Raw genomic sequence first — 20643 nt, forward strand, 5'->3', positions numbered from 1 at the left:
CGGGCACGCACCCCGGGCCGCCGCCGCCACCCCACCGGCACCCACCTCCCGGGGCCCCAGCCGCCACACACCCGGCACTCACCCCTAGCCCCCGCCGGCACCCGTCCACCGGCACGCACCGCTGGCCCCCGGCGGGACGCACCCACCGGCACCCACCAGCACCCACCGGCACTCACCGCCTGGGCGCCCTCGCCGCGGCACCCACCCCCGTGCCCTCTCCGGCACCCGCCCCAGCGCCCCCGCCCGTACCCGCACCCGCCCCCGCGCCCCCGCCGACACCCACCCGGCGGGGGCGCGGGCATCGGCGCGTAGGCTCTGGCCCTGTGAATCTGCTCGACAGCATGGGCTCGCTGAGGTCGCTGACCGCGGGCCCGTGGATCTATCCGGTGGTGGCGACGTCGATCCTGCTCGACGTCTTTCTGCCCGTTCTGCCGAGCGGCTTCCTCGTGATCTCCGCCGCCACGGCCGCTTCCGCCTCCCTCGGCGCGGCCACGGCCCCCGCCGACGTGCCCTCCCTGCTGCCGCTGCTGCTCACCGCGGCGGCGGCCTCGATGCTCGGCGACTTCCTGGCGTACCGGCTGGCCCTGCGCGGCGGCCGGCGGCTGGACAGCGCGATAGCCCGGTCCCGCCGCCTGACCGTGGCGCGGGAACGTCTCGGCACCGCCCTGGCCCGGGGCGGCGGCTTCATCGTGGTCCTGGCCCGCTTCGCCCCGGCGGGCCGCTCCGTGGTCTCCCTGGGCGCGGGCGCGGCGGGGCGGCGCCCCGAGGAGTTCCTGCCCTGGTCCGCCCTGGCGGCGGTGATCTGGGCCTCGTACAGCGTGGGCCTCGGCTGGCTGGGCGGGGCGTGGCTGGGCGCGACCTGGTTCAGCGCGGGCGTCTCGACCCTGGCGCTCCTGCTGGCGGGCGGGCTGGCCGGCTATCTCATACGGCGTCCGGGCGCGGCTCCGGCTCCGGCGTCCTGACCGGAGGGTGAGGGTGCGCTCCTCTCACCTCCAGGGTGGCGAGGAGGCGGGCGGTCGCGTCGGCGATCTCGTCGACGGCCCGGTCGAAGACCTCCCGGTTGTGCGCGGCGGGCGCGCGGAAGCCGGAGACCTTGCGGACGTACTGGAGCGCGGCGGCGCGGATGTCGTCCTGGGTCGCCTCGTGGGGCAGGACGGGCGGGCGGAGCGTCTTGATGCTGCGGCACATGCCTCCAGTGTGACGCGCGGCACTGACAGCGGGGGGCGGTACTGGAGTGGCAGGGTTCGGTTGCGGCGGGAGCGGCCGGGTTCGGTACCGGAAGGGGCACGGGCCATTCCAGCGAGCGGCACGGCACGGGCGGGTCCCGGGAACGGCCCGGGTCATTCAGACGAGCCGCAGGCCGCTCACGCGAGCCGCACGGGGCCGCTCACGCGAGCCGCACAGGCCAGTCCCGCGAGCCGCACGGCCAGTCCCGGAAGCGGCACAGATCAGTCCCGGAGCGGCACAGGATCAGGCCCGGAGCGGCACAGGTGATTCAAACAAACCGCACGGCGACGGTCCCGCGAGCCGCAGGGTTCAGTTCAAGCCACGCCGGCTGCGCGCGTTGATCTCGGCGGCGCGGGCGCGGAGCTCGCGCAGCGGGGTGGCGAGCTGGACGTCGCCGGCCTCGGCCTCCCACTCGGCGCCGCCGTGGACGGCGCGGATCAGGAAGCGGCCGGAGTCGCTCCGCACGAAGAAGCCGACCCGCCCCGTGGCGGTGTCGCGGACGAGGTCGCCGACCTCGGGCACTGGCTGCACGCAACCCCTCCGTCCCGTCCCGCACGCTGCATGGGGACACCCAGGGAAACGCGGAGACTCCGCCCTGTCAACGTATCTCTAGAGATGTCCCCCGATGGATGGATCGCGAGGGCAGGACGGCGCACACGTGTGCACCCTGGCCGCGGGGAGCCCCTTAGGGTGTCCCGCAGACGAAGGGAGTGGTCCACGCGTGACTGACCAGGACGGCGCTCGTCGGCCCAAGTACCAGCGCATCGCGGATGAGTTGAGAACGGCGATCGAGTCCGGCGACTTCGCGCCGGGCGACCGGCTCCCCGGCGAGAACGACCTCATGTCCACCTACGAGGTGGCCCGGATGACCGCCCGCCAGGCCCTCGCGGTGCTCCGCGGCGAGGGCCTCACGGAGGCCCGCAGGGGCGCCGGCGTCTTCGTCCGCGCCTTCCGCCCGCTGCGCCGCCGCGGCATCCCGCGCCTCGCCGGGGACGGCTGGGGCGGCGGCCGTTCGGTCTGGGCGGCGGAGGTGGAGAACAGGGACCTGGTCGTGGACCAGATCGTGGTGTCGGAGGAGGAGGCCGGCACCCGCATCGCGGACGCCCTGGGCCTGGCGCCGCACGCCCCCGTCTGCGTCCGCAGCCGGCGCTTCGTCCTGGACGACAAGCCGGTGCTGCTCTCGGTCTCGTACCTCTCCGCCGACCTGGCACGCGGCACGCCCATCGCCCGCCCCGACACGGGCCCCGGCGGGACGTACGCCCGCCTCACGGAGCTGGGCCACCGCCCGGTCCACTTCCGCGAGGAGATCCGCTGCCGGATGCCGACGGCGGACGAGACCGACCGCCTGACCCTCCCGCCGGGCACCCCGGTGGTCCTGATCGGCCGCACGGCGTTCACGGAACCCGGCAGGCCGGTCGAACTCAACGAGATGACGCTGGACGCGTCGTCCTACATCCTGGAGTACGACTTCGACGCGTGAGCGCCGGTGAAGGACCTGCCCAGCTCACCCTTCCCGAGCACCAGGCACCCCACCCTTCCCGGCCCCACCACCCTGCCCACTCCCCGCCCCGCCCGCCTGCCCACTCCCCGCCCCGCTTGCCTGCCCACTCCCCGCCCCGGCCGCCTGCCCACTCCCCGCCCCGCCCGCCTGCCCACTCCCTGACCCGGCCCCCTGCACATCGGCACTCACCTGCCCACCCAACGTCATGACGTTCAGCGTGGCGGCGTTCTCCTGGGCGATGGCCTTCTCGACGCGGGCGACGAGCAGGGTGAACGCCTCCCGCTCGGCCAGCTCCCGGTACGGCCCGACCCGGGTCTCGAAGTAGACCCGCTCGTGCCCGAGCAGCTGCTCGGTGGAACGGTAGTTCTTCCACTGCTCGCGATACCGGTAGACGCTCTCCAGCGACACCGCCGCGACCACGACGACACTCAGCACGGTGGCGGTGACCCGCGCGAACCCGGCGTCCAGATTCACGAACACCGGCACGAGCGCCCCGCCGACGACGGACACGGTCCGCATCCGCAGATGCATGGCCTTCATCCGCGTCGCCTTGACGTCGTACCACTCCTGATACTGCGACAGCCGCCCGTCGACGTACCGCTGCGGCGTCATCTCCCCACCGGCCACCCCGACTTCGGGCGCGTCCCCCACGTCATCCACCCCCGGAGTACACCCACCCGGCGGCACCCCCGTCAACTCGCCGCCCCTGTTCCCCCCAACCGCCCCCGCACGGTACGTTCCCCCCACCCCACCACCCGCCACCACGAACCCGGGAGCCGACATGCCGACCACCACCCCCCGCATCCGCCTCGCGATGGCCCTCCTGGCCACGACGGCCGCCGCCCTGGCCGCCGTCCTGACCGCCCCGACCGCCGCCCCGTCCACCGACGCCAGCAACCGCGAAACGGGCACGGTCAAGCCGGCCCCGCTGGCGAAGCCGGCAGGCGACAAGAAGGTGGACGTCATCAAGTAACCCCGTCCCACACCCCCGACGAACGGCGAGCACCCCACCGCCCCCGACCGTCCACCACCACTCCACCCCTCACGAGCCACCCCCCGAACCTCGCGTCCACCCCCACCCTCCACCCACCCTCCACCCACCCGCCCGGCACCATCACGGCCACGCGCGGAGACCTGGCAAGATCGAGGAGGCGGGGGCAGTGCCATGAGGGGGAGGACCGGTGGGAAGCCTGTTGCGTGTCGGGGACGTGTTTCGGTCTGCTCGGAACAGAGATCCCGAGGTGGCGTTCATCGACGGTCACCCGAACATCCACCACGTCACAGCCTCGGAGAGGCTCGCTCAGATCCAGCTCAGCAAGGGCATCAACCCGATTGCCAAGATCAAGACGCCCGACGGGCTGCGCCGTCCGAGCATCCTGATCCGTTCCAGCCCGTGGAAGGCCGGAACGGCTGAAACGCCCTGGCACGATGTGTTCGACCTGGACAACGGCCGAATCCTCTATTTCGGCGACCATCGGGTCGACCACACGGTCCCGGTGGGCACCACTCAAGGCAATGCGGTCCTGCTGGAGGCACTGGAGAAACACCAGGGGCTCACTGGGGAGCAGCGCGCGGCGGCCGTACCGCTGCTGGTGTTCGCCGCGGTATCGCGCAACAAGACGCCCAAGGGATACGTCGAGTTCTGCGGCGTGGCAGTGATCGACCACGCCGAGCAGATCGAGCAGCAGGCGAAGGGAATCCCCTTCCCGAACTATCGATACGAACTGTCCGTCCTGGATCTGAGCGCAGAGGACGATCGGGTCGACTGGGCTTGGATCGAGGCTCGGGGCAACCTTGAGCTCTCGACCGCGGACGCTCTCAGGCTCGCCCCCCGTTCCTGGCGCCAGTGGGTGGAGCAGGGGCATGCCGCGAGACCCGAGGTTCGGCGTCGGGCCGTTCGCCCTCCCGGCAACAAGGAACCGTTCCGCCAGTCGCCCGAGAGCGGCCGGGACCTCCCGTCGCCGCTTCCCGCGCCGCGCGAACCAGGCGCCTCCGGTTCGGCCTCCCGCACACCGACCGAATCGTCCGCCGAGCTCAAGGTGAGCATGCTCATGGACAGATTGCGGAACCTCCGGGTCCACAAGAGGAACGGGCGGCAGACCCGGCACAAGCCGTTGGCTCTACTGTGGGGCATCTCCCGAGTGGCCACGGGCAGGCCGCATCTCGCACCGTGGCGAGAGTTCCGCGAGGAAGTGGGCAGCTTGTTGGTCGAGTTCGGCCTTCCCGAATCCTCCGTGACACCCGAGTACCCATTCGTCCACCTGCAGACGAGCCGACTGTGGGACGTCCATGGCCTCCCAGCCGAGCTGAACGCCGTGGCCCACGCTGCAGCGTTCGACAGGCTCAACCCCGAAGGAGGAGTGACCGAGCAGGTCGCGCGCCTGCTGGGAGACCCCTTCGTCCGGTCCCAGGCTGTGGCTGTCCTGCGGGAGACCTACCTGGCAGACATAGATCAGCACGCCCTGCTGGAGCGGCTGGGCCTGGCCGGCTACGAAAGCGCTGGCGGCATCGAGGACTCCACCGAGGATCACACGAGGGAAACCGTTCCTGCCGCACGCCGCACGGTCACCTCCTCCCGCCTCATCCGCGACACCGCCCTCACGGCCAAGGTGAAGAAGCTGCACGACGACCGCTGTCAGGTGTGCGCCCTCCAGTTGTCGACTCGCTTCGGCACCTACAGCGAGGCCGCTCACATCCGTGGCCTCGGCCGCCCCCACAACGGCCCCGACGAACTGGCCAACCTGCTCGTCCTGTGCCCGAATCACCACGTTCAGTTCGACACCCTGGCGATCTACATCGACACTGAAGGAACCGTTCGCTCGACCGCGAACGACAGCCCCCTGGGCCCGCTCCGCAAGCACCCCGCCCACCCACTCGACGAAGCGCACCTTCGCTACCACCGAGCGCTCTGCGGCAGGGACACGACCGCCCATGCCGCCCAAGGCAAGACCTTCTGACTGGAACCAGACGGCAGCCACACATCAGAAGGCGCGCACGACAACCGTCATCGAACACGAAGCCGCGAGCCACACGAACCGACACTAAGAAACCGAAACCGCCCCCGCCCTCAGACCCCACCCACCAAATCAACCAATCCCCTGCCCGACGGAGAACGACGTCCGCACCTCTCCCCGGAAAGCCGAACACACCCGACCATCGGTCCGTCGCCCCTCAGCACCACGAACCCACCCGCCCCGAACCCCGTCCACCGCCGCCCCTCCCGGAGCCCCTCCTTCTCCCCGCGAGTCGAAGACTTCCTCCACCATTTCCCCTGATCACACCCTTTGACGTCAGACATGGACGTCAGAGGCCCCCAGTCGAAATCGACTGGGGGCCTTTGTGCTGGTGGGCGCGGACGGTTTCGAACCGCCGACATCTGCTTTGTAAGCCTGGCGCCCGCAGCCGAGCCGTCACCGCAGCTCACCCCGTCTGCGTGCTGCGACGGCTCTCACGAGGTGTCGATCCCGCAGCAACCCTCCAGTGACCGTGGTTGACCGCTCGATCTGGCACGCAACTGGCACGCGTGCTCAGAGCGCAATCCGCTTGCTCACGACGTCATTACCGGGCTCCCCGTAGCGCAGCACGACGTGCGCCGGCCAAAGCGGAAGCGCACGCAAGCCCGGCTCCATCACCCGGTACAAAGCGTCCGCATCAGCCCCATAGGAAAAACGAAAACCTCTCCCCCAACCGAACTCGCCTCCGACTGGCTTTGCTGACGTCAGCGACTCGATCTGAGCGGGCGGGCCGTCGGCCTCAGCGTGCGGGGCGCCTCTTCGGGGGGACCGGGCCCGGGATCACATCCTTGCCAAGGTGCTCCTTGATCAAGTACTTCAGTTCCGGCCCTTCGATGAGCTGGAGCCGACCATGCTGGCGGGCAAAGTCGTGGCTGGCTCTGCCGAACCACGATGTGGTGATCAGGACCCCCTTGGCGGCACGCTTGTGCTCGACCACTCCGGCCAACGCCTGGACGGACTCCACACCCACGAGCTTGCTGTAGCGCTTCGCCTGAATGATGCACTCACCGTTGAAGACGGGATCCTTGCTGACAGCCACCGCATCAACGCCCTCGTCTTTGGACGCCTGGGTGTTCCATGCCTCCATGCCAATCGCCTCGAACAGTTGGCGAATCAGGTGCTCGAACTCGGTGGGCGTCAGCTTCACCAGCACGGGCCTGCTGTCCAGTCCTGCGACTACGTCCATGCTGTCCATAAGCCGGTACTTCGACAGGTCAAACTCAATGATGGGGCGGATCGATTCGAGATCGTAAGGGTTGGGAGACACCAACGCGTTGAGTCCCCTGAGGCACTGCGCTGGATCGACCTGACTGAGACGGATCTTCCCGAACTGCTCCCTGCTGACACTAAGCGTCACCAGACAGGGTGAGACCTCCTGGCCGGTGGCCCGGTCGATGGTTCTCACATGACCGTTCAGGATCACCCCATTGACGATCCGATCCGGATCGCTCGTGAAGACCTCGTGGACAGTCCTCAGAGCGACTTGGGCGAGGACGGAGGCATAGATCTCCTTGCGCTCTTTCTCCGGACGGGGCAACACGGTCGTCTCATCCCGGTTCTTCACGTAACGGTAGCCCCGCGCGGTAGGGACGATCGTTTCAGGCGGCAAGTGGATCTCAACGAGTACGTCACCCGTGGCAGGTCGAAAGGCGATCCGATGCTCGTGGGGGAAGCCCAATGGATACTCCGACGCATACAGAACATCCCCTAGATGACCCTCGACCGCTGCTGGCTCCCCAGCCCTGTATGCCTCGCGCTCTTCGTCCAACTTCGCATTGAAGGCTGCCACCTTGTCAAGGGCCTGCGCTTCGGCCTGGCGATGCTCGGCGCGCTTCCGCTCCAACGTCGCCAGGCGCATCTCCTCGGCTCGCCTGTGGCGCTCTTGTGCCTCGCCGAACCGCGCTCGCGCCTCGGCAACCGCAGCTTCATAGCGCTTCCTGCCAAGACCCAAGACAGCAGCCAGACCGCCAGGCTCCGGTGGCGCGAACTCATCCCAGCGCGGCGAAGGCTCCGGACGAGACCAGGGACGCTCGTCAAACTTCTTCGGCGTGTGAGTCCTCCGCCGGCGCTCAAAGGTTGTAGGCGGGTCGCTCACCACCGCGTCACGGAGCAACTTCCCTAGCTGCTCGGCCTCATGCTCGACCGCGATCGTGCGCACCTGCGCCTGCTCGGCCTGGTGCTGCTGATACGCAGCCTTCCGCTCGCGCTCCTGCCGCTTGCTGGCCGTCTCAGCGGCCTTGCGTTCCCGCTCCACTTGTCGTGCCTGTTGCTCCTGGGCACGTCGTAACGCTTGCTGCTGCCGCTGATAGTCGTTGCCCCGGCCGCTGCCCCGTTGCGCCACCTGCTATCCCTCCCTGGCCTTACTCCGCCACACGGCTGCATTCCCCTCCCACGTCACAGAATCACGCAGGGTAGGGACGTCACCTTAGACCGGCGCGAGTAATCACGGCGTGCTCCGGAGGCGTCCCCAGCAAGCCGAAGACTGCGCCCCGCATGACAGCACCCTCCCACCACGCACTGACGGTCGACCTCTGCCGGGCATCCGAATCTGCGCCACCCGATCCCCACCCGCGTCGTAAGCTCGCACGGACCGCAGTTCGCAAGGGACCACCCCAGCTCGCGGGTGTCACGAAGAGCCGTTCAGGGCTGCCGTCATCCACCGTCGTTGATGTCAGATTGGGATGTCACCTGTCGCGGGTCCGCGAACGGCCGCCGATAGTCCGAAGCATCCCCGGCCGGGGGTAGTCCCTGCCGAACACCACGTAGACAGGGTTCTCGGGATGTCCGACCTCCATGCTCAGGGAGATGTCCACGTCATGGTTGGCGAGCCGGTGCAGGTACTGGGTGAAGAGCTTCAGCTCCTCGTCCGACAGTGGCTCATCGAGCTGCTCATCGCGCATGCCCCGTCGTCACCAGCTCTCAGGATCGGTCCGGCACTGCTCGTACCGGCAGTCATCGTCTCGTCGGTGCAAGCGCCGCAGGTCCTGCAAGGCGGCAATGGGAAACGGGTGCAACATCCACTTCTCCTGGTACCCCTCCTCACCGTGCTCTCGCAGCACGGCCTCGGCCGCTTCCTTCACCGCGTGGCACAGCACGCCACGGGACTGGGTGGAGCTCCAGAGAAAGGTGCCACCCGTCCCGTCGGGTGAGCCCCAGCTCGTTCCCCCGTCCGGGAACTCGAAGATGTCGATGGTCACGTCTACGCCCTGGCGCCGCAGGAGCCACCTCGTCTCCATGGGCTCACGGTCGAAGGAGAAGCGTTCACCGGACGAGTCACTGTAGAGCCCCGTCATGGCGTACAGCAGATCGGCAAGGGCGTCCGTGCAGTAGCCGACATGGGTCTCATGCTCCGAGACGCCATCGGCGATCCGATACGTGGCACCCCCGGCGCCACTCAGTTCCCAACTGAAGCGGAAATCGTCCACCGTCTCCCCCTCCTGAACCGTGATCGTGTAGCAGGAGTGTCCCTCGCCGCTACGATGCGCGAGAGACAGAACCAGCTGAGGGGGACGGCAGTGAGGACCAAGGACCCGCAGTACCCTGCAGCGGTCGAGGCGGCCGTCGATATTCTCCGGCAGCGGGCCCGCCGGCGTCAGACCATCACCTACGGGGAACTGAGTGCCGAGCTGGCGGCGCAGGGGTTCGACTCCATCCCGCCACACCGCGGAGTCATGACCTACCTTCTCAAGGACGTCTGCCTCCACGACAACGATGACGGCCGCTCACCGATGCTCTCGGCCCTCGTGGTGAACAAGGCCACCCGGGAGCCGTCCGACCAGTTCTCCACCCTCGCCCGAACCGAACCGTTCACCCGCCCAGCCGACTGGACCTGGCAGGACGAACAGCAGCAGGTGTTCGCCCACCACCACTAGGACGTCAAAGACCCCCAGCCAAGATCGACTGGGGGCCTTTGCACTGGTGGGCGCGGACGGTTTCGAACCGCCGACATCTGCTTTGTAAGCTCGTGCGGGGCGCCCCCGCCAAGGGCGGATCGCTGGTCACCACCACCGCGACAGCACGCGGGCGACCGCTGTCATCCACCGCCGTTGATGTCAGTTTTGGATGTCAGCCGACCCCACTCGACGGCCCGCTACCGCTTCTTCCGAAGCCTCTTCATCTTGGCTTCGGCTTCCTTCTTCTTCCGCTGCTCAACCCCGTACGGCGACCACGGCCCCTGGTGCTTGGAGCACCGAGAGGTACCCGTCATCGCCTTGTTCTGGCAGCGGCCCCCGCTCTGGGTAGGAGCACCGCACTTCGACTGAACCATCCTGCCCCCTTCGTCGCCGGACCCTGGAATGCTTCCAGCGCTCGACGCAGAGCGGGGAGGCGCAACCGCGGCGGACAGCAGCACACCGACAGCACACGACCCGGGAAATGGGCTCAGACCTCTTCCGCCGTGCCGACCGTCCGACCGGATGCGCACTGCCCGTCCGCCGCCCGCTCCCCGCCCTCCAGGGCCGCCATGGCCTTCCGCCGCCATCGGCCGACCGCGACGGCCACAACCACCAGCACCACGAGAGCGGCAACAGGTACGCCCCAGATCAAACCGCCGATGGCAAAACCGAGCGACTCCATGACTCCCCCTTGCGTGGTGCTCCGTCAGCGATTGATCGGGATCTCATAGACGATCTCGCACAGCGCAGCGGGCACGACGATGTCCGCCGTCTCCACGGGCCGGCCCTGGTCGCTGTAGTAGGTCCGCCGAATATGGGTGACGAGCGCGGCCTTCTGGATCCCGAGAAGTGAGGCTTCCTCGGCGCTCGCCTGCCGCGGCTCCGGCTGCTCGACGGCATGACTGACGGTGACGCCGATCTCGGCCATCCGGTTCACGACGCCGGCCCCGGCGTGCGGCCCGCCCTCGGGCAGAACTACAAGAGTCCCGCCGGTCAGGTCGTACGGCTCCCAGCTCGTAGACAGCTGCACGGGCCGCCCGTCGGCGAGAAACTCGTACACAGTCCGGACGCACAGCTCGCCCTCACCGATCCCGAGCCGCGCAGCGATTTCCGCGGGCGCGGGCACCTTCGCATCGGTTCGGCTCTCCCAGCCACCGTTCCGCCCAACGGCCTTCATGTCCGCCCGGAACGGCGACCCGTCCGGCTGCTCGCGCGCCGCGGACCGCACCATCCGCACCCGCCGCCGGGGCTCGGCCACATAGGTCCCGGACCCGGCCCGCCCCTCCAGCACGCCCTGGGAGATCAACAGCTCCTGGGCCCGGCGAACGACGTTCTCGCCCACCCCGCACTCCTGGCCGATCTGGGCCCGCGAGGGCAGCCGGTCTCCAGGACTCCACTCGTGCTCCGCGATCCGCCGCCGCAGTTCGTCGGCGATACGGAGGTATGGCGGCTGCTCAGGCATATGGAAAATCTAGTCCACTAGCTCTAATCTAGTTAACTAGCTTCACTTAAAGTGATCACTGGTAACGGAGGCTGCCCTGTGCCTGCTCCCGAAGTAAGCGCGGAGGCCCTCGCCGCCCGGTTATCCGCCCTCGGACTCACCACACGCGTACTGGCCCACGCCAGACACACGTCGATCGAAGCGGAGGTACCGGAAACCCTTCCCGCAGAGACATGGCGGGAGGTCCTGGAAGTCCTGGCACAGGCAGACCGCTTCGGTCTCCTCGCCACCAGCCTGAGCGGCCGAACCCTCTGGGCCGCAGTGAACAAGCGGTCCCCGCGACACGCGACGTCCGGGGACCCGGCCATCAGCGATGGGAGCTGATCAGCATGCGCAACCGTATCCGCCGCGCACCTCACCCCACCAGACCGCGGCACGCCCGAACCGCCCACCCTCACAAGCCCTTACGCCGCGCCACTCCACTGGGACAGGCCATCACCCACGACGCGAGCACACCTCTCGCCAGCCGGTACGTCATCGCTGCCAAGCACCCCCACGCCACGCCGGCGGAGGCGGCCTGATGCCTCACGCGAAGCCCACCCCGTACCGCTCGTCCCGCTGCCAGATCGGCACCCACCACGAGTGCGCCCACTCCTCCCCGGCAACGGCTCCGGTCGACATCCCGGTGATCTACGAGGCATGTGCCTGCCCCTGCCACACGCCGGCGACCATCCCACCCCGCCCGGAGGCAACGGCATGAAGCCCTGGACCCCGACCGGCGCCGTGGTCGCCCCCATCGAGATCACCTCGATCAACGTCCAGCGAGGCGACGTCATCCAGATCGGCGGCCAACCTTGCCGAGTAGCCGACCTCCGCCAACTCCCCCTCGGCGCAAAACGCCTCCTCTTCGAAACCGGCGAGCAACTGACCATGCACCCCCGCACCCGCCTGATCGCCCTCCGAGTCCAGAAAAGGTGGTGACCGCAACCGTGCCGACCCTCCGCGACACCATCGCCGAAGACCTCCGCACCCAGATCACCACCGGCCGCCTCAAGCCCGGAGACCGCCTCCCCTCGGAACCCAAGCTGGCCACCCACTACAAAGTCAGCACCCCGACAGTCCGCCAGGCCCTCGCCCTCCTCCAGGCCGAAGGACTCATCGAGAAGACCCATGGCAAGGGCAACTTCGTCCGCACTCCGCTCCGCCGCATCACCTACACGGGCGGCGGCGGCATTCCTTTCGCCCCCGACCTCCAGACCACCATCCGCACGACCAACATCCGGGCCCGCGGCCACATCAGAACCCTCTTGAAGGTCCCGTCCAGCACCCCCCTGACCGAGTTCCACTGCACGACCTACGAGGGCGAGACTCCACGAAGCGTGGCCCGCATCTACGTCCCCCACGACCTCGCACTGGCCGCACAACTCGCCGCATCCTCCTGGCCGGGCAGCCGAGATGCCGGCCGTACGGAAACCCAGGAGACGGTCACCGCCCGCCTCCCGACCCCGGAAGAGGCAACCGCCCTCCGCATCAGCCCCACCCGGACGGTCCTCACCATCACGCGCATCGTCCTCAACTCCACTGGCCGCGTACTCGAAGCCGGGCTTCTGGCCCTCCCCAGTGATGCCGCAGACGCGGTCTTCACCACGTACCCGACACCTGAGAAAGGGGAGACAGGCAGATGACCTCATGCAACGAACTGCGGCTCCTCCCGTGGTCCGGCCCTGACGGCAAGCCGTGCTTCCTGAGCACCGACGACGACAGCAGCCGTCTGTCTCGCCTGGCCGACGCCCTCGAAACTACCTACCTCGACCAGGCAGGCGAGGTACTGGACCACGCCATCGAGTTACTGAGCCTCCCGGATCTCGACCCGACGGCTCTCCGCGCGGTGTCCGCAGACCTTACGGAAGCCCTGGGTCAGGTGCTACGCGTTGCAGAGAGCCGCGGTCGGCGGCTTCCGTAGACGGGAATCCGCGTCAGCACCACTAAGGGCACCGCTTCCCCGAAACGCGGAAGGCGCTCAAACCACCACTCGGACCGCCAAGAAGCCCCCAGCGTCTCTGCTGGGGGCTTCACTCGCACACGGCTCCGGAGGCCCCTTGCGATGTCACCGTTGCGCCTGATCAGAGAGTTGCGATTCTGGGACCGTAGGTGCGCCGTCCACGTGTAGTCCACGACCCAGCGCGTGAACTAGCCCTGCCGGCACTCCACACTGCGGCGTGCTTGACGCCAGGAAGTAGACGCCGAACTACTTCTTGCCGGGACACTTGGCTACAGGAGAGAGATTTACTACCGACGAAAGCGGCACTTTCGCAACCACGCCCTTCTCACCTACGACCACCAAATTTCCACCCTGCTTCTTTGCGGACGTCCCGCAGTATGTGCCCCCAACTTCGTCAGTGACGGTAATTCTGGGCGGCTGATCGGTGGCCTGTGGCGCATACGCCATGATTCCTAGGGCTGCCAGATAGAATGGCACAACAAGGACCGCAAGATAGCGACTCCATTTCAACCGACCGCTGGCCGTCTTGGTTGCCTTGCCGGTAGCTTCTTCGAAGCGGGGACCACTGACCACGATTTCGACGGGTTGACCTTGAGCGGCCATCGCAGCCAGAATAACGCTGATAATCGCAACCAGGAGTGCGATGCCCGCAAATGATCCGACCAAGATCTTATGCGGCCACAGATCTCTCAGTGCTGCCAGATCTGAAGCGCCGCGTACAACGGTCAGAGTAGTAAGCAGTCCGGTGATTACCAGGATTGTGGCACCCCAGCGCTCTGCTGTTCGCTGGATGTCTGGAAGGCCATTGAAACGTGCTTCTCCGGCCATCTTCGCCCAGCGAAGATCATCTGGAGTGGCCGGATTGGGAGATGGCAGAAACTCTAGCTGCTCGACTGGAACGTCACTTAGATCGAGATCGTGATCCAGTTTCCGAGATCCGCTCATGGCTGGGCCTTCCTGAGGAGGAAACGAGTCATGGCGCCGCAGCCGAGCTCTCCCTCAGGGCGCCCTTCATGGTCGTGGGTGCATGAGCAATAGACGGTGTGTTCTTGCGGATTCGCGGTCAAGGAGCCGCTAGCAGACTGGCCGGTGACGTAAGATCCCGGAGTGACAAGTACTGGCTTCAAAGGGAGACTGCAAGAAAATTCGTGGCCGCACCGGGGGCAGGGCCCACTGAGGGTCAAAACTCCTTTGGCTGACGTCTTCTTGAAATCGGATCCCCTAATAGCCGTCGACAGTTCAAGAGAATCTACCTGCGAGTAGGCAACGCTACCGTCGGTCATCAAGGCAACTCCCCCGAGCGAAGTTATTTGTCCCAAATCTCATACGCCGAACCATGTAGAGCCGGCCGAGTGTTGGGTATGGTAGCGCTGGGCAGGTGTCTCCAGGGACACCTTTGCCCAGGCCCTGGGAGGAACGAAGTGGCTACCAGCGACCAAGCTGAGACTCTGTGGATGGAGCAGGAGGAGTCCCTCAACCATGCCGTTCGATCGGGCGCCTTCCGTGAGTCCAGTCCTGCAGGAAACCTGGCTGGGCGCCTGGAGAGGGCTGCAGCGGCCCGTGGCCGGCGCAGGCCGGTGACCGCCAACAGCCTGGCGACCGTGCCAGTGAGCGACGAGGATGTACCGCTGGTCACAGTGAGTGAACCTGTGGTCTCTTTGCCTGATTTGGTGCTGCCTCCACCCACCGTCGCCGCCCTCAGGGAGATCCTTAACGAGCATCGCCATGCCAGCCGGTTGGCGGCGTATGGGTTGCGCCCTCGAAGTAAATTGCTTCTCGCTGGCCCAAGTGGCACTGGTAAGACCAAAACCGCTGAGGCATTGGCTTACTCCCTTGGAGTTCCCCTTGTCAGGGTGCGGCTTTCGGCAGTGATTTCTTCCTATTTGGGACAGACCGCTCGGCACCTAGAAAGAATCTTGTCTTACGTCGAAACTGACCAATGGGTTGTTAGTTTCGACGAAATCGACATCTTCGCAGGGGAGCGCGAAGACTCGGATCACGGTGAAATGCGCCGAGTTTCTACGGTTCTGCTACAGCAGCTTGAGGATTTCAATTCCGATAACCTCGTGATCGCCACAACCAATCATGGTACGTCTCTAGACTCTGCCATGTGGCGGCGATTTGATGAGGTTCTGACGTATCGGAACCCTACACAAGCGCAGATTGCTGCGCTATTGGAACTCAAGCTTCGCAGGTTCGATTACAAAGTGAACAAAGAGCAAGTCTCGCGGGCTCTTGCGGGAATGAGTCATGCCGAGATCGAGTCGGTATGCCTGGATGCTATGCGGAAGTCGGTTCTTGCTGGGGCTAAAAGCATCTCTACTGCTGATTTGGTGGACAGTGCTGCGGCTCGCAAAAGAAGGTACAAGGAGGCAGGGAAATCTCAGGGTTGATTCCGCTTCCGATGTTTGAATCTGCAGCGCTTCCTCATATTGAGATAGATCGAACCACCATCGAGGGTGCCAGGCGTAAGGTCGCCGGACGCGGCGCGGGGCGACAATTTAGCGATCGGGAGAAGCATGGTGACGATATTCACGAGAATATCGACTTCATCTTCGATGAGCTCGGAAATCCGGAGCCAGCTCTCGGGATCGACCCTCGTCTCATTCTTGTAGTTAAGATTGGGACGCAAACTGTCGGCCCATCGGAAGAGCCTGAATGGCATAGATCGGGCCTACGCATCATTGAGGCTCGAGAGTCTAGTCGGGTCGTAGCCTTTAGTGATGACCCGCAAATGACGGAATTTGTGCGGCGGCTCGATCTGTACTCGCAGGGGCCGAAAAAGGGTCAGATTTCCGCCTCTTACGAAGGTTTTTTCGACAATATTGTCAGTGTGCGCCGTTACGGGAGGCAGGACAGGCTCGGAGTCGCGCTGGCTTCCGCGCTCGAAACCTCAAACGTGGCCGGCAGCCTCACAGTGGATGTTGAGATATGGCACCCTGGTGAGCAGCAAAAAGCTGATGACTGGATGTCTCTGATTGACCAGGCGCTTCGTCGCCTTGGTGCGGACGTCCACGACTCATTCTCGAGTGCGGCCGCAGGTGTATCAATAATGCGAGTGACTGCAGTACCTGCGGTCATATCTAAGCTACTGAACACTGACCTGGTCGCCAAGGTTGAAACGCTGCCTGCTGGTCAGGCCGGACACTTGAGTCCGAGTGACGTTAGCCTAGAGCAACTCTCCGGACTTCCTCTGCCGGCAGCCGACGCTCCCATCGTGGGAATCATAGACAGCGGGATCCAAGCCGAACACCCTCTCGTGCGGGGCTGCGTTGCTGAGATTGCTGCAGTCAACAGCTTCCATAACGATGGAGCTGACCGAAACGGTCACGGCACCGCGGTTGCCAGCATCCTGCTCCGGGGCTCGATTGAAGAGCATCTGACATCAGGAGAGTGGGCGGATCCGCCGTGTCGCATCTTGTCGGTGAGAGTTCTCGATGGGGACAATAAGATCCCATTCAACCGACTTCCGCAATCGGAAATTACTGAGGCCGTCTCTTACCTCGCCGCTCGTGGGGTAAAGGTAATCAATCTCAGTCTTGGCGATGAGAACACGACAGTCGGCGGCGACCGGGCGCCAGTACTTGCAGCGGTTTTGGACAGTTTGGCGAAAAAATTCGGCGTCGTATTTGTTGTGCCTACGGGAACCATGGCGCCCGCGCTGTATTCTGGAAAGATCGGTCCAGAATTTCGCGAAAATTACCCCCAGCGCATGCTGGAGAGCCCGGATGCAGGACTCATTGATCCCGCCCCGTCGGCGATCGCGATCACCGTCGGAGGTGCTGTTCCTGCGCTTCGCTCGGCTGATCTGGGAACTCACCCCATCGGTAAGCCCGGATGGCCGTCACCGTTCTCGCGGATCGGTCCGGGGATCAATGGAGCGATCAAGCCAGAAGTCAGCGCACCAGCGGGAACGCTTGGACTTTCCATTGATAAGAACACTCTGCAGCACAGCGACGCCTTCAGGGTTGCAGTGGCTGATGGGCGCCCTGATGGATCGGCGCTCGTAGCTTATGACGTCGGTACAAGCCTCGCAGCACCGAGAGTGGCGCGGGCTTGCGCGATTGTGCAGGAAGCGTATCCGGAGGCTTCGGCGAATCTAATCAGATCGCTGGTCTTGCAGTCGGTCACGGAGCGCGTTTCGCCTCTGCAGGACGTCAAGGCTCTAACTAAGGGTGTCCGCGATGCCAATACTCTGTGGTTGGCAGGCTATGGTGAGGTCTCTGAGCAGCGTAGTGTGCTAAGCGGCGACCGAGATACAGTGCTCTTCGCTGAAGAAACAATTGCACTGGATTCGGTGCATCTGTATACGATCCCTGTGCCCGACGCCTTCTTTATTTCGCGGCGTGCGAGGCGGGGTATAACTGTTTCCCTGTGTTACGACCCTCCTGTCAGGGCGCGAAGAATGGACTATCTTGGCTCTCATATGCAGTGGGAGTTGCTGCGGGGCGTTTCTCCCGAAGCAACCATCGACCTGCTGCTGGCAGAAGAAAAATCGGTAAGGCGGGCCCGAAAAGATGCGGGTATTCGCTTGGATACGCTGTCAGATCTCTCGAACCAGCAGAAGCTCGCCTTGCGGCCGAGCCGTATGGCTCGATCTGCTGGCGCCAATCAGGTAGGGCGGATCGAGTGGAGTTCGGCCCTAAAGCGATTCAATGAGAACGCCTCAGAGCTCGTTCTGGCTGTGCAGAATATAAACCGCTGGGACTCCGCCGTTAATCGGCAGCCTTACGCAGTCGCTATCCGATTTTGGGTTAGTGAAGAACTGCCTCCGATCTACGCAGACTTGCGCGCGAAGGTAAGGGCCATGAAGGCGCAGGCGAGCGTACGTGCCCAGGCTCGTGGCTAAGTGATTCATACGGCGGTCTGACCTCGATGCGCTTAAAACCTGACACAAACTGGGTCTCCCCCATCGCTGCGCTAGGGGAGACCCACAGCTGCAGGGACTTAGGCGGGACATAGGGCGTCTTGATATCTGGCGCCTCAGCCAAGTTTGCACGTGTGCTCGCTGCTCTGCTCAGCCGTCCCCCGACTCTCATCCCGTCTGCCGTCGACCCACACACTGTGGAGCAGGCGCGGTGCCGGGCGTCCAGGTGGAGCGCGCCACTGTACGAACGACCTGGACGCCCGGTGCCGTGTCTGCTCGGCTCTGCCTGGGTCGACGGCAGACGGGATGAGAGTCCCCACCTCCACACCCCACCGGCCGGCACCCGCGCACGGGCCCCCTCCATCCCGGAGCCTGAGCGCCCCCCGCCGGAGGCATCGTCTTGAGCCGCACTTGCGTACCGCCTTGGCCACCTTGTGGGTTCGTCACCCATCAACCCGAGCCGTCAGGCGTGCGGCTGGCGGCCGGGCTGGAGCGGGGCGCAGACAGGAGCGCAGGCCCGGGCGACGGGCCGCGCGCGCCGCGCCGTGCGCGGCGGGTGCCTTGATGAAGTAGGGAAACTCTTACCGCGCCTGCTGCTGGTGCTCGGCGCGGAACTGGTCGAGCAGGGTGAAGAACAGCTCATTGGGCGGGGTGCCGAGTGTCTTGGCTTCGTGCTCGATACGTGCAGACCAACGCAGGGAGCTTGCAGTGCCGGAGCGCTTGTTCAGCCAAAGGTCGAAGGGGGAGTCCCCACCTGGAGTCCAGAAGGGGAAGTCCTCTTCTACGTTGTGCACGGCCATGGCCACTCGGTAGCCGATGAGCATGGAGTCCAAGTGGGTCAGAGAACCGCCCGGGAGCCACACGCCTGGGCGGAGGCGGACCTGGTCCAAGAGGTCGTCGACGTTTTCGAACTCGTGCAGCGGCTTCGGCTTCGTCATGCGGAGTTCTTCAGCAGGTGGCGGCCGTCGTGGCTGCGGACGTGGGGGCCCTTGTTGTCCAGGGCGTCGAGGAGGCGGATCGCGTAGACCTCGGTCATGCGGGCGGTGATCTCTTCCGGGGTGAGCCATTCGACCGCGGTCGACTCGGCGGAGGTTCGTTCCTCGCCGCCGGCGGGCTTGCAGCGGAAGACCAGGGCCACGATGCCTCGGGTGGTGTTCTTGTAGACGCCGGTCAGCTCTTCCACCTCTACCCGGATGCCGGTCTCCTCCCAGACCTCGCGGGTCACGCCGGCTTCGGGGGACTCCGTGAGTTCGAGGACGCCGCCCGGGAGTTCCCAGGTGCCGTTGTCGGCTCGGCGGATCGCCAGGAGGCGGCCGTCTTCGCGTACGACTGCGCCCGCGACGGACACGGAGTGCAGTGGCGTTGACGTCGTCTTCTGGGCGCTGTTACTCATGTACAGGAGCATAGGAGAGTGAAGAGGACTATGGGTACGACTGCAGGGGGTGGCAGGGCGGTCCCCCGGTACGTCCAGATCGCCGAAGAGATCGTGGAGCAGATCCGGGCCGGCGCTCTCAAGCCTGGTGACCTGGTGCCGAGCGAGTCCGAGCTTGTCGAGCGGTACGGCGTCGCCGGCGGGACCATTCGGAAGGCCATGGTCGAGGTGCGGGCCAGTGGGCTCGTGGAGACGCGGCACGGGAAGGGGTCGATCGTGAAAGACCGGCCGCCTGTGCGGCTGCGGTCGTCGGATCGGTTCCGGGCGTCTCATCGGCGGGGTGGGAAGGCTGCTTATCTGGCTGAGTCGGCTCAGTCCGGGGCCACCGCCAAGGTGAGCGTGCTGTTCATCGGGCCCATGGAGGCTTCTGAGGAGATCGCCTCGCGGTTGGGCGTCGAGGCTGGGGCTCAGGTGCTGGCTCGGCGGCGGCTGTACTTCCGGAACGGGACTCCCGTCGAGACTGCTTCATCCTATCTGCCGTGGGACGTCGTGAAGGACATCCCTGAGCTGTTCTCCGAGAACCCCGGGCCCGGCGGGATCTACGCCCGGCTTGAGGGCGACGGGCACGTCTTCGAGGAGTTCGTGGAGACGCTCCAGGCCCGGCCTGCGTCGAAGGCCGAGGCGTCCGAGCTGGCGTTGAGTCCTGGTGCTCCTGTCGTTCACCTGCTGCGGAACGCCGTCACCAAGACCGGGCGGGTGGTCGAGGTCTGCGACACCCTCATGGCCGCTGACCAGTTCGTCTTCGAGTACCGGATCCCCGCCGCCGACTGACGCGCGGTCAATTCCTGCCAGCCCGCTCGGACTTCTTCGTCCGGGCGGGTTGACTCATGTATAGGAGTGGTGCACTCTTCTTCATGTCACTCATGTACATGAGTGAAGGAGTTCAGGACTTCTAGAGGAGTGATCTTCGTGCGTCAGATTCCCGTCGACACCTCCGCCGCCACCGTGATGGTGGCCCAGCCCCCGCAGCCCAAGGTGAAGGACCGCCGTACCGGCGAGCGCGCCATGGACGCCGAGACCGGGGCCGCGCTGTCGACCGTGGACGTCATGTTCGCGGCCAACGGTGAGGTGGAGATCCTGACCGTGACCGTCCCGGAGACCGGTGTCTCCGCCGATCTGGTCATGGGGACCCCCGTGGCGATCACGGGACTCGTCGCCCGGCCGTGGGAGAGCGAGTTCAACGGGCAGCGTCGGCACGGCATCGCCTTCCGGGCCGTGGCCGTCACCTCGCTCGCCGCGGGCGCCTCGATGCCGAAGGCCGCCTGA

Annotated in this window: 22 protein-coding genes and 1 pseudogene; 12 read left to right on the forward strand and 11 right to left on the reverse strand. The window is 65.9% G+C overall.

Annotation, left to right across the window (positions count from 1 at the left end; translation table 11 throughout):
• Window positions 1-329: 329 nt before the first annotated feature.
• The gene (locus tag ACIGHB_RS21420) at window positions 330-962 is read left to right on the forward strand and encodes a DedA family protein (RefSeq protein ID WP_388870860.1); all 633 of its coding nucleotides are present in this window, start codon (window positions 330-332) and stop codon (window positions 960-962) included.
• Here ACIGHB_RS21420 and ACIGHB_RS21425 read toward each other — a convergent pair.
• Together ACIGHB_RS21425 and ACIGHB_RS21430 are read right to left on the reverse strand one after the other, a co-directional pair.
• On the reverse strand, window positions 922-1188 hold the full coding sequence (locus ACIGHB_RS21425) for a DUF2277 domain-containing protein (protein ID WP_360311433.1): 267 nt from the start codon (window positions 1186-1188) through the stop codon (window positions 922-924). The two genes, ACIGHB_RS21420 and ACIGHB_RS21425, sit on opposite strands and share 41 nt — an antisense overlap.
• Before the next feature lie 348 nt (window positions 1189-1536).
• Entirely contained in the window at window positions 1537-1758 is a 222-nt protein-coding gene (locus ACIGHB_RS21430) for a hypothetical protein (RefSeq protein WP_360311431.1), read from the reverse strand.
• A 190-nt stretch (window positions 1759-1948) separates the two neighbouring features.
• Between ACIGHB_RS21430 and ACIGHB_RS21435 the strand changes: the two genes are divergently transcribed.
• Window positions 1949-2707, forward strand: a complete 759-nt coding sequence (locus ACIGHB_RS21435; protein ID WP_388870638.1) for a GntR family transcriptional regulator — start codon at window positions 1949-1951, stop codon at window positions 2705-2707.
• 24 nt (window positions 2708-2731) lie between these two features.
• Here ACIGHB_RS21435 and ACIGHB_RS21440 read toward each other — a convergent pair whose 3' ends face one another.
• Window positions 2732-3388 carry a DUF4231 domain-containing protein gene (locus ACIGHB_RS21440; RefSeq protein WP_399915124.1) on the reverse strand — a complete coding sequence of 219 codons (657 nt, stop codon included), beginning with the start codon at window positions 3386-3388 and terminating at the stop codon, window positions 2732-2734.
• Window positions 3389-3509: 121 nt separating this feature from the next.
• On the opposite strand from ACIGHB_RS21440, the gene ACIGHB_RS21445 reads away from it, so the two are divergent.
• Both ACIGHB_RS21445 and ACIGHB_RS21450 read left to right on the forward strand, forming a co-directional pair.
• The gene (locus tag ACIGHB_RS21445) at window positions 3510-3701 is read left to right on the forward strand and encodes a hypothetical protein (protein WP_399915126.1); all 192 of its coding nucleotides are present in this window, start codon (window positions 3510-3512) and stop codon (window positions 3699-3701) included.
• 268 nt (window positions 3702-3969) lie between these two features.
• Window positions 3970-5685, forward strand: a complete 1716-nt coding sequence (locus ACIGHB_RS21450) for an HNH endonuclease (protein WP_399915128.1) — start codon at window positions 3970-3972, stop codon at window positions 5683-5685.
• 796 nt (window positions 5686-6481) lie between these two features.
• Here the strand turns inward: ACIGHB_RS21450 and ACIGHB_RS21455 are convergent.
• The 3 genes from ACIGHB_RS21455 to ACIGHB_RS21465 all read right to left on the reverse strand — a co-directional run bounded on the left by ACIGHB_RS21455 (window position 6482) and on the right by ACIGHB_RS21465 (window position 9167).
• Window positions 6482-8083 (reverse strand): restriction endonuclease, encoded by a 1602-nt coding sequence (locus ACIGHB_RS21455; protein ID WP_360311421.1) that lies wholly within the window; start codon window positions 8081-8083, stop codon window positions 6482-6484.
• A gap of 343 nt (window positions 8084-8426) precedes the next feature.
• Entirely contained in the window at window positions 8427-8642 is a 216-nt protein-coding gene (locus ACIGHB_RS21460; RefSeq protein ID WP_399915130.1) for a hypothetical protein, read from the reverse strand.
• A 9-nt stretch (window positions 8643-8651) separates the two neighbouring features.
• Window positions 8652-9167, reverse strand: a complete 516-nt coding sequence (locus tag ACIGHB_RS21465; protein WP_399915132.1) for a hypothetical protein — start codon at window positions 9165-9167, stop codon at window positions 8652-8654.
• 90 nt (window positions 9168-9257) lie between these two features.
• Between ACIGHB_RS21465 and ACIGHB_RS21470 the strand changes: the two genes are divergently transcribed.
• The gene (locus ACIGHB_RS21470) at window positions 9258-9614 is read left to right on the forward strand and encodes a hypothetical protein (protein WP_360311415.1); all 357 of its coding nucleotides are present in this window, start codon (window positions 9258-9260) and stop codon (window positions 9612-9614) included.
• Window positions 9615-10122: 508 nt separating this feature from the next.
• Here ACIGHB_RS21470 and ACIGHB_RS21475 read toward each other — a convergent pair.
• Both ACIGHB_RS21475 and ACIGHB_RS21480 read right to left on the reverse strand, forming a co-directional pair.
• Window positions 10123-10317, reverse strand: coding sequence for a hypothetical protein (locus ACIGHB_RS21475; protein WP_399915134.1), 195 nt, complete (start codon window positions 10315-10317; stop codon window positions 10123-10125).
• Window positions 10318-10341: 24 nt separating this feature from the next.
• Window positions 10342-11097 carry a GntR family transcriptional regulator gene (locus tag ACIGHB_RS21480; protein WP_364626744.1) on the reverse strand — a complete coding sequence of 252 codons (756 nt, stop codon included), beginning with the start codon at window positions 11095-11097 and terminating at the stop codon, window positions 10342-10344.
• Between the two features lie 78 nt (window positions 11098-11175).
• Between ACIGHB_RS21480 and ACIGHB_RS21485 the strand changes: the two are divergent.
• The 3 genes and pseudogenes from ACIGHB_RS21485 to ACIGHB_RS21495 all read left to right on the forward strand — a co-directional run.
• A pseudogene (locus ACIGHB_RS21485) lies at window positions 11176-11450 on the forward strand (hypothetical protein); the annotation flags it as partial.
• Between the two features lie 382 nt (window positions 11451-11832).
• Window positions 11833-12057, forward strand: a complete 225-nt coding sequence (locus tag ACIGHB_RS21490; RefSeq protein WP_399915137.1) for a hypothetical protein — start codon at window positions 11833-11835, stop codon at window positions 12055-12057.
• Window positions 12054-12761 carry a GntR family transcriptional regulator gene (locus tag ACIGHB_RS21495; protein ID WP_399915139.1) on the forward strand — a complete coding sequence of 236 codons (708 nt, stop codon included), beginning with the start codon at window positions 12054-12056 and terminating at the stop codon, window positions 12759-12761. Before ACIGHB_RS21490 ends, ACIGHB_RS21495 begins: the two co-directional genes overlap by 4 nt.
• A 563-nt stretch (window positions 12762-13324) precedes the next feature.
• Here ACIGHB_RS21495 and ACIGHB_RS21500 read toward each other — a convergent pair.
• Entirely contained in the window at window positions 13325-14023 is a 699-nt protein-coding gene (locus ACIGHB_RS21500; RefSeq protein ID WP_399915141.1) for a hypothetical protein, read from the reverse strand.
• 509 nt (window positions 14024-14532) lie between these two features.
• On the opposite strand from ACIGHB_RS21500, the gene ACIGHB_RS21505 reads away from it, so the two are divergent.
• Window positions 14533-15471: an AAA family ATPase gene (locus tag ACIGHB_RS21505; RefSeq protein WP_399915143.1), complete on the forward strand. Its 939-nt coding sequence runs from the start codon at window positions 14533-14535 to the stop codon at window positions 15469-15471.
• An 11-nt stretch (window positions 15472-15482) separates the two neighbouring features.
• Window positions 15483-17927: a S8 family peptidase gene (locus ACIGHB_RS21510; protein WP_399915145.1), complete on the forward strand. Its 2445-nt coding sequence runs from the start codon at window positions 15483-15485 to the stop codon at window positions 17925-17927.
• Window positions 17928-18526: 599 nt separating this feature from the next.
• Here the strand turns inward: ACIGHB_RS21510 and ACIGHB_RS21515 are convergent.
• The gene (locus ACIGHB_RS21515; RefSeq protein ID WP_399915147.1) at window positions 18527-18883 is read right to left on the reverse strand and encodes a hypothetical protein; all 357 of its coding nucleotides are present in this window, start codon (window positions 18881-18883) and stop codon (window positions 18527-18529) included.
• Window positions 18880-19350: an NUDIX hydrolase gene (locus ACIGHB_RS21520; protein WP_399915149.1), complete on the reverse strand. Its 471-nt coding sequence runs from the start codon at window positions 19348-19350 to the stop codon at window positions 18880-18882. The genes ACIGHB_RS21515 and ACIGHB_RS21520 overlap by 4 nt, the downstream gene beginning before the upstream one ends.
• Before the next feature lie 18 nt (window positions 19351-19368).
• On the opposite strand from ACIGHB_RS21520, the gene ACIGHB_RS21525 reads away from it, so the two are divergent.
• Together ACIGHB_RS21525 and ACIGHB_RS21530 are read left to right on the forward strand one after the other, a co-directional pair.
• Window positions 19369-20148, forward strand: a complete 780-nt coding sequence (locus ACIGHB_RS21525) for a GntR family transcriptional regulator (RefSeq protein WP_399915632.1) — start codon at window positions 19369-19371, stop codon at window positions 20146-20148.
• A gap of 138 nt (window positions 20149-20286) precedes the next feature.
• The gene (locus ACIGHB_RS21530) at window positions 20287-20643 is read left to right on the forward strand and encodes a hypothetical protein (protein WP_399915151.1); all 357 of its coding nucleotides are present in this window, start codon (window positions 20287-20289) and stop codon (window positions 20641-20643) included.

It is taken from the genome of Streptomyces sp. NPDC085460 (assembly GCF_044541975.1).
Lineage (GTDB): Bacteria > Actinomycetota > Actinomycetes > Streptomycetales > Streptomycetaceae > Streptomyces.